The following is a 7,682-nucleotide window of genomic DNA, read 5'->3' as shown; positions in this document are numbered from 1 at the left end:
TTTCGTTGTTTTCGTGAGTCATCTAACATTGACGCTGCCCGACGGCGCCTGCCACACTTGCCACATGGCGCAGCCCCACACTCCCCCTCCCGCCGCACCGCGCCACACAGTGCGCGGCTGCCCGCACGCGGCGAGTCAACGCAAGCACAAACCCCGCCGGCACAAAAGTACCGGCGGGGTTAAAAGTGCGCCTGGGGAGACTTGAACTCCCACGTCATAAGACACTGGAACCTAAATCCAGCGCGTCTGCCAATTCCGCCACAGGCGCATAACGCACTACATACTAAACCACTAAGTGACTACCGCACGCAAACGGGTATCCTTGGATGTCGTGAATCCCAACAAGACACAGAAGCAATCGCACCCGTGGCGATTGCTCATCGTTGTGCTCGGCGTCATCGCCACACTGGGGTTAGCGTGGTGGCAATGGACTCGGTTCCAATCCGGCTCCGGCTCCTTCCAAAACCTAGGCTATGCCCTCCAGTGGCCAGCCTTCGGCGCATTCTTCATCTACGCCTACAAAAAATTAGGCGAATACGAAGACGAGGTGCGGCTCACCGGCATGTCCCCTGTCGAACGCCAACAGCAACTCGACGCAGAGCGCGGAGTCGTCACCGAGCTTGACGCCTCTGTACTGCCGGAACGTCCCACCATCGATATAGAAACGTTCAACAAGATCAACACACCGACGCGACGCAAACGCGGACACTAGCCCTAAGGATCAATCATGACTAATACCGCTGACTCACAACCCAATAACCTCAATCCCACCCCCGCAACGACAGCTGACGGTGTCCCCATCACGGAGGACCGCCAGCAACGCGTCTCCCAAGCCCTCACCCTCTTTAGCGCCGCTGCTTGGGTGACCGGTATTTGGTTGCTGATCCTCACCGGCCGAATGATCCTTGAATACCTCGTCGGGATCGATATGCCTTCTTGGACGCGCATCATCGGGCAGCTCCACGGCCTGTTCTACATGCTGTACCTCGTCGCCACCCTCAACCTAGGCACGAAGGCACGCTGGCAGCCTGTCCGGTGGATTCTCACCGCCCTTGCCGGCACCATCCCCTTCTTGTCCTTCGTCGTGGAGCACAACCGCCGCAAGGAAGTTCGCGCCCAATTCCACCTGGCCTAAGAGGCCTCACTGCCCCCGCTCCTAGAAAGAGTTCCCCCGAGGAGGACTAGCGAAACGCTAGTCCTCCTCGCTGCCCTTAGCGTTGGTGTCATTGTCTTCGCCTTCCGCTTCCTCGGGGGTTGCGACAGCCAAAGCACCATCATTGTCGGGGGTTGCACCCTCGCCCTTGTGTTCAGCAGCCCGTGCGAGCTCCGCCAGGGCCGGCACCAACGCAGCCAAAGCCTTGCCCCGGTGCGACAGTGCGTCCTTTTCCTCCGCGCTCAACTCGGCGGAGGTACGCGGCTTGTCGTCCGTGCCGGCCACGCGTGCGTCTTCTTCTTCGGGAATGAACAGCGGGTCGTAACCAAAGCCATTGTCGCCTGTTGCTTTGCGGACTAGTCGGCCCTTCCACACGCCCTTTTCCAGGTACTCGTCGCCCTCGGGGGTCACGACGGCACACACGGACACAAACTGGGCAGCACGGCGCTTGTCCGGAACATCAGCCATTTGCGCGAGCAACAGTTCATTGTTGGCCTCGTCGTCGCCGTGCTTGCCGGACCAGCGTGCGGACAATACTCCGGGCATGCCGCCCAGTTCGTCCACGCTCAAACCGGAATCATCCGCCAAGGTGACCAGCCCGGTTTCCTTCGCCCCCACGCGCGCCTTGATGAGCGCATTGTCGGCAAAAGTACGCCCGTCTTCGACGGGTTCCGGGTAGCCCAGCAGATCCTCAGAGGACACCAGCTCAATGCCTTCAACCCCTGCGGCCTCCAAAACCCTGGCGAGTTCTTTAAGCTTCTTGGCGTTGTGTGTTGCGACGTGCAGCAGCATTAGAGCGCCTCCGTCAGAGCCTTGCGCTGCAACTCAATCAATTGCATGCAGCCAGCGGTTGCGCTGTCGAGCATGGCGTCCAACTGTGCGCGATCGAAGGTTCCGGCCTCACCGGTGCCCTGCACTTCGACGAAGTTTCCGGCGGCATTCATCACGACATTCAGGTCGACTTCTGCACGGGAGTCCTCTTCGTAAGGCAGATCCAGGCACACACGTCCGTCGATCACACCAACGCTGACTGCGGCCACGGGGTCAAGCAGCGGGTTGCCAGGTACGACGCCGCGTCGCTTCAGCTCTGCAATAGCGTCCGCGAGCGCCACATAAGCACCGGTGATGGATGCGGTGCGGGTGCCGCCGTCGGCTTGCAGCACATCGCAGTCGATGGCGATGGTGTTTTCGCCCAGCTCGGAGAGATCAACAGCAGCACGCAAGGAACGCCCGACCAGTCGGGAAATCTCGTGTGTGCGGCCTTTGACCTTGCCCTTCATGGATTCGCGGGGCATGCGTTCGTGGGTGGCGGCAGGAAGCATGGAGTATTCGGCAGTCAGCCAGCCTTCACCGGAGCCCAGTTTGAACCGCGGGATGCGTTCTTCCACGGATGCGGTGCACATGACGCGGGTGTTGCCGAACTCCACCAGGACACTGCCGGCGGGGTTGGAGGTGAAGTTGCGGGTGATGCGGACGGGGCGCAGTTCGTCTACTGCGCGTCCGTCTGCGCGTTGAAAATCAGTCATGGCCTCCAGGCTACCGGAGGCACTTTTAATTAACGACGCCGCGGGTGTCGCTGTCTAGCTGCATGCCTGCGGTGCCGATGATGACGGGGCCGTCGAATTCGGTTTCGGCAGAGGCTTTCGCGACGTCAGCATCCGCCCATGGGGGAATGTGAACAAGCACCAGTGTTTTAGCGCCGGCAAGCTTGGCGATGCGGCCAGCTTCCGCACCGGACAGGTGCATGTCGGGGGCTTTGCCTTCGCTGGTGTCCCCCCAGGTTGCTTCGCAGAGGAAGAAGTCGGCGTCACGGGCGCAGTCGATCAGTTCCTCGGTGTAGGCACTGTCGCCGGAGTAAGCCACGATGGCGCCGATTTTGGGGCACTCGATGCGCATCGCGTAGGTCTCCACGGGGTGGATGACCGGGTAGGGGGTGACCTTCAGTCGGTCAACGAAGACGGGTTTGTATGCCTGCCAGGGTTGAAAGTTGAAGGTGTCGGAAAAGTCGTCGATTTCACCGTAGGTGTCGGCGCTGATTCCACCCAGGCGCTCGGTGGTTTCGACGGGACCGAGGCACAGCGTGCGGGCTTTACTGGGGCGCTCGGGGTGGTAGCGACGCCAGACCAGTAGGGAGGGAAAGTCGAGGCAGTGGTCGGCGTGGAGGTGGGAGAACAGCATGTGGACGCTGGAAGGGTCGGCCACTTGTTGAAGTTCTGCGAGTATGCCGGGTCCGCAGTCGATGAGTATGTCTTGTCCCTCTACGTCGTGGATGAGGTACCCGGATGCAGGGTTGTTTGGGCCACCGACGCTGCCCGAACATCCTAGAATCCTCAGTTTCATGTGTCTATCGTTTCATGTTGGGGGCTTTTTAGTGAATTACAAGGGCTCTATCCAACTAATTTCACATACCTTTTAATTGGGACACTTGGGTCACAGCTGGCCCCAAGAATCGGCCTGCGAGCTGGGCGAATATTTCGGGGTCTCCGGTGGATTCGAAGGTTCTGCGGGCCACATGATCGGGGTCTGCGAGCATGTCGGTTTCGCTCAAGATTTTGAACACGTCTTTGGCTGTTTCCTCTGCACTGCTCACCAGGGTGACGCCGTCACCCATGGCTAGTTGGATGACGCCGGACAACAGGGGGTAGTGGGTGCAGCCGAGCACGAGGGTGTCGACGCCGTGTTGCTGCAACGGCTCCACATAGGCTTGGGCGATGCCGAGGATCTGCCGGCCACTGGTGATGCCTTTTTCAACGAAGTCCACGAAGCGGGGGCAGGCCTGGGCATAGCATTCAACGTGGGGGGACGCGTTGAATAGGTCCTGGTAGGCACCGGAATTTACTGTTCCGATGGTTCCGATGACGCCGATTTTCCCATTGCGTGTTGCCGCGACTGCGCGTCGCACGGCGGGGACGATCACTTCCACCACGGGCACGTCGTAGCGTTCCCGAGCATCACGTAAGAAGGCTGCGGAGGCAGTGTTGCAGGCGATGACGATCATTTTGCAGCCGCGCTCTACTAACTCGTCGGCGATGGCCATGGCGTGCTCGCGTGTTTGTTGGATCGGTAGCGGCCCATAGGGTCCGTTTTTGGTGTCGCCGATGTAGATGATGGATTCGCCTGGCAGCTGGTCGACGATGGAGCGGGCGACAGTCAGCCCGCCGACACCGGAATCAAAAATGCCAATCGGCGCATTATTACCGGCGTGATCGGTGTGGCTGGTGCTGTCGGTGTTGTCGGTGCTCACTTGAGGATCTCCTTCAGGCTGGTCTGGTTCTCCCCCGGCTCCGCATTGAAAATGGCCTGGGCAATAGCTTCGGATACGGCATCAGCCGCGCTTGCGCACAACGCGCCAAGTGTCGGGATGTTGACGCCGCGACCGTCACCGGTAGCAAGCGCGAAGAAGGTGTCCCCGTCCAGTGGGGAGTGCGAGGGGCGGACAGCGCGGGCTAGCCCGTCGTGGGCACACATTGCTAGGCGTTTGGCCTGGGCTTTGGTCAATGGTGCGTCCGTTGCGACCACGCCGATGGTGGTGTTGAGTTTGGTTCCCAGCGGCGGCAATGCTTTAAACGCCTCAAGGTCGACGTGTTCGTCAGGCCGGCAGTACACGGCGCCGGTGTTGGGATCGACCACGGAGCCCACCGGGTTGGCAACAACGCAGGCGGCAACGCTGTAGCCCTCGGCGCTGGCGACGATTGCTTGCCCGTAGCCGCCGCGCACAACCCCGGCTGTGGCGCCACGCCCAGCACCCACCGATCCGCACTCGGCCCCCTCGTCAGCAGCGGCTGCGTCAGCACCCTCCTGCTCTAAGACGCTGCATGCCCGGCGCACAGCCTCCGCCCCATCCGCGGGGGTGGGCCTGATGCTGGGATCGCCCACCAGCAGGTCAAAAATCACTGCGGCCGGAACGATAGGCACGATCGGTGAGTCCGCGACGTCATCAAGAACTTTAAAACCGATCCCCTGGCGCTCTAACTCCTGCATGGCACCATCGGCCGCCGCCAAACCATAGGCCGAACCGCCGGCCAACATCACCGCATGCACCTGCTGGACGGTGTTGTGCGCCTCCAGCAGGTCGGTCTCGCGGGTACCTGGACCACCCCCGCGCACATCGACAGCGGCGAAGGCGCCCGCAGGACAGGCGACAGCAGTCACCCCCGTGGCGTCATGAGTGACGTGACCGACCCCAATGCCTGGCAGCAACTCAACGGCCAAGGAGCACCTCCAGCAAGGACTCCTGGCAAAACGCCAACCATTCGATGAAGAATTCCCGGCTGACCATGTCGTCAGAGGGCACGCGAGTGTCGGTCTCCGACAGGTACAGGCGCAGATCATTAAGTGCGCGCAGCCAATTGTGCACCTCATCCGGGTCGACCTCTACGCGCACCGAACCGTCGGGCCCCAGCGCATTAGTGATAGCCATCAGGCCGACGATTTTCTCGCGGCAGATGTCCTGCTCGTGCAGGGAACGCAGGAGGGAATTGTCACCCTCGTACTCTTCGTCACCTTCGCGTTCGAAATCGGGCAACAGGCGCGCCATGCCGGGGTCGGCTGGGGCTTCCTTGTGGCCACTGGGCATGCCGGTGAGCTCCGCAAGCTCATCCTTGGGGGCGGAACGGACGCGTTTGATCAACGTTTCGCACAGGTGGGCTGCGGCGTCGCCCAAAATTTCGCGCTCCATGGGGTCAAACACGGTGACGTAGCGGAGTGGACGGACGCGGCCGCCTTGCGAGGACCAGGCTTCCATAGTGTGTACGCTCTTCCCTTTTTTGTGGTGTGTTTCGTGTTGCTGCGACTGTGTTGTGAACGTGTTGAGGCCCGCTTAGGCTTGCTGCATGGTGGCCCAGAGGCCAGCAGCGTGGAGCTTTTTGACGTCCGATTCCACCTTGTCGCGTTCTCCGGAGCTGACGACGGCTTTGCCTTCGGTGTGAACTTGCATCATTAGTTCGTGCGCTCGCTTGGGGTCGTAGCCGAGGATGGAAATGAATACGTAGGTCACGTAGCTCATGAGGTTGACGGGGTCGTCCCAGACGATACACATCCAGGGAAGGTTTTCGCTGGGGGCTACCTCGACGACTTCTTCGAGCAGCGGGGTCGGGCTTGCTCCGTTGCCTTGGGCTAGGCGTGGGGCCGCGGGGGTCTTCTCTGTAGCGGAAGTCATGCCCTAGATCATATCTATAGTAGAATGATCGGGGTGACTTCCACACAGCGTTCAAGTGCCCTGTTGACTGACAAGTACGAGTTGACGATGCTTCAGGCGTCGCTTGCCGATGGCAGTGCCCATCGCCAGTGCACCTTTGAGGTATTCGCCCGCCGCCTTAATGGCGAGCGCCGATACGGGGTTGTTGCTGGTACAGCCCGCGTTGTCCGCGCTATTGAGGACTTTGTCTTTACCGAGGAGCAGCTGGCCAGCCTCGATTTTCTTGATGACGTCACGTTGGATTATCTGCGCAATTACCGTTTCTCTGGCCAGGTGGACGGCTATGCCGAGGGCGAGCTGTACTTCCCCTATTCCCCGATTTTGACGATCCGTGGCACTTTTGCCGAGTGCGTGATTTTGGAGACTGTGATCTTGTCGATCATGAACTCCGATTCTGCGGTGGCCTCGGCTGCGGCGCGTATGGTGACGGCTGCTGATGGGCGTCCGATCATTGAGATGGGTTCTCGCCGCACCCACGAGTACGCTGCTGTGTCTTCCTCCCGCGCAGCTTATTTGGCGGGGTTTGACGCGACGTCAAACTTGGAGGCGGCGCACCGTTACGGCATTCCGGCTTCTGGCACCGCTGCGCACGCGTGGACGTTGTTGCATGTCAATCCCGATGGCAGCCCCAATGAGGAGGCCGCGTTCCGCTCTCAGGTCGAGTCGCTGGGTAAGGGCACTGTGTTGTTGGTGGACACCTACGACATTGCCAAGGGTGTAGAAACAGCAGTGAAGGTTGCTGGCCCGGAGCTTGGCGGTGTCCGTATCGACTCGGGCAATCTGGGTGTGTTGACCCGACAGGTGCGCCAGCAACTGGACGACCTGGGCAATACCAATACCAAGATTGTTGTCTCTTCTGATTTGGATGAGTTCACGATCGCTGGTTTGCGTGGGGACCCGATCGATGTGTTTGGTGTGGGTACGTCGGTGGTCAATGGTTCGGGTGTGCCGACTGCCGGCATGGTGTACAAGATTGTGGAGGTTGAAGGCAATCCTGTGGCCAAGCGCAGCCGCAATAAGAAGAATGTGGGTGGCGGCAAGCGTGGTTTCCGTATGCACCGTCGCACCGGTACTGCGGTGGAAGAGGTTGTTGTGCCTTTTGACACCGTGGAGCCTCCTGCAGGCAGCCCGAGCGTGACCGCTCGCGAACTGACCCGTCCGTTGATGCGTGATGGCCGCCGGGTGGAGGGTTTGCCGACTCTCGAGCAATCGCGTGAGCATTTGGCTGCTCAGCTGGTCTCTCTTCCGTGGGAAGGATTGGCGTTGTCGCGTGACGAGCCCGCCCTGTCGACTCGTTTCCTAGGCTTCTAAAAGGGTTGTGTCTACCCGCAC

9 protein-coding genes, 1 tRNA gene and 1 pseudogene are annotated in these 7,682 nt (G+C 60.6%); 3 read left to right on the top strand and 8 right to left on the bottom strand.

Features of this window, described 5'->3' with window-relative positions; all coding sequences use genetic code 11:
- Positions 1 to 186: 186 nt before the first annotated feature.
- Positions 187 to 268 (bottom strand) — tRNA-Leu (locus L1C91_RS05290).
- A 63-nt stretch (positions 269 to 331) separates the two neighbouring features.
- On the opposite strand from L1C91_RS05290, the gene L1C91_RS05285 reads away from it, so the two are divergent.
- Both L1C91_RS05285 and L1C91_RS05280 read left to right on the top strand, forming a co-directional pair.
- Complete coding sequence (locus tag L1C91_RS05285; RefSeq protein ID WP_234858331.1) at positions 332 to 712, top strand: hypothetical protein; 381 nt, start codon at positions 332 to 334, stop codon at positions 710 to 712.
- Positions 713 to 727: 15 nt separating this feature from the next.
- Positions 728 to 1,135, top strand: a complete 408-nt coding sequence (locus L1C91_RS05280; RefSeq protein WP_234858330.1) for a DUF3817 domain-containing protein — start codon at positions 728 to 730, stop codon at positions 1,133 to 1,135.
- Between the two features lie 186 nt (positions 1,136 to 1,321).
- Here L1C91_RS05280 and rdgB read toward each other — a convergent pair.
- The 7 genes and pseudogenes from rdgB to clpS all read right to left on the bottom strand — a co-directional run.
- A pseudogene (rdgB, locus tag L1C91_RS05275) lies at positions 1,322 to 1,945 on the bottom strand (RdgB/HAM1 family non-canonical purine NTP pyrophosphatase); the annotation flags it as partial.
- Positions 1,945 to 2,679 carry a ribonuclease PH gene (gene rph / locus L1C91_RS05270; RefSeq protein WP_234858329.1) on the bottom strand — a complete coding sequence of 245 codons (735 nt, stop codon included), beginning with the start codon at positions 2,677 to 2,679 and terminating at the stop codon, positions 1,945 to 1,947. The gene rph and the pseudogene rdgB, both read right to left, overlap by 1 nt.
- 25 nt (positions 2,680 to 2,704) lie before the next feature.
- Complete coding sequence (locus L1C91_RS05265) at positions 2,705 to 3,493, bottom strand: MBL fold metallo-hydrolase (RefSeq protein ID WP_234858328.1); 789 nt, start codon at positions 3,491 to 3,493, stop codon at positions 2,705 to 2,707.
- A gap of 61 nt (positions 3,494 to 3,554) precedes the next feature.
- Positions 3,555 to 4,397 (bottom strand): glutamate racemase, encoded by an 843-nt coding sequence (gene murI / locus L1C91_RS05260; protein ID WP_234858327.1) that lies wholly within the window; start codon positions 4,395 to 4,397, stop codon positions 3,555 to 3,557.
- Positions 4,394 to 5,365, bottom strand: coding sequence for a P1 family peptidase (locus tag L1C91_RS05255; RefSeq protein ID WP_234858326.1), 972 nt, complete (start codon positions 5,363 to 5,365; stop codon positions 4,394 to 4,396). The genes murI and L1C91_RS05255 overlap by 4 nt, the downstream gene beginning before the upstream one ends.
- Positions 5,355 to 5,897, bottom strand: a complete 543-nt coding sequence (locus L1C91_RS05250; RefSeq protein WP_020975621.1) for a DUF2017 domain-containing protein — start codon at positions 5,895 to 5,897, stop codon at positions 5,355 to 5,357. Before L1C91_RS05250 ends, L1C91_RS05255 begins: the two co-directional genes overlap by 11 nt.
- Positions 5,898 to 5,972: 75 nt before the next feature.
- Positions 5,973 to 6,311, bottom strand: coding sequence for an ATP-dependent Clp protease adapter ClpS (gene clpS / locus L1C91_RS05245; protein ID WP_020975620.1), 339 nt, complete (start codon positions 6,309 to 6,311; stop codon positions 5,973 to 5,975).
- A 33-nt stretch (positions 6,312 to 6,344) separates the two neighbouring features.
- On the opposite strand from clpS, the gene L1C91_RS05240 reads away from it, so the two are divergent.
- Complete coding sequence (locus L1C91_RS05240; protein ID WP_419178708.1) at positions 6,345 to 7,661, top strand: nicotinate phosphoribosyltransferase; 1,317 nt, start codon at positions 6,345 to 6,347, stop codon at positions 7,659 to 7,661.
- Positions 7,662 to 7,682: the final 21 nt, after the last annotated feature.

The sequence above is a fragment of the Corynebacterium argentoratense genome (genome assembly GCF_021491455.1).
In the GTDB taxonomy this organism is placed as follows: Bacteria; Actinomycetota; Actinomycetes; order Mycobacteriales; family Mycobacteriaceae; genus Corynebacterium; species Corynebacterium argentoratense_A.
Note: the sequence above shows the minus strand (reverse complement) of the source record. Positions and strands in the feature narration are given on the sequence as shown.

Bases quoted from the DNA above. Each gene is read 5' to 3' on its own strand.
- L1C91_RS05280 (WP_234858330.1), top strand. From the start codon at position 728: ATGACTAATACCGCTGACTCACAACCCAATAACCTCAATCCCACCCCC.
- rph (WP_234858329.1), bottom strand. From the start codon at position 2,679: ATGACTGATTTTCAACGCGCAGACGGACGCGCAGTAGACGAACTGCGC.
- L1C91_RS05265 (WP_234858328.1), bottom strand. From the start codon at position 3,493: ATGAAACTGAGGATTCTAGGATGTTCGGGCAGCGTCGGTGGCCCAAAC.
- L1C91_RS05250 (WP_020975621.1), bottom strand. From the start codon at position 5,897: ATGGAAGCCTGGTCCTCGCAAGGCGGCCGCGTCCGTCCACTCCGCTAC.
- clpS (WP_020975620.1), bottom strand. From the start codon at position 6,311: ATGACTTCCGCTACAGAGAAGACCCCCGCGGCCCCACGCCTAGCCCAA.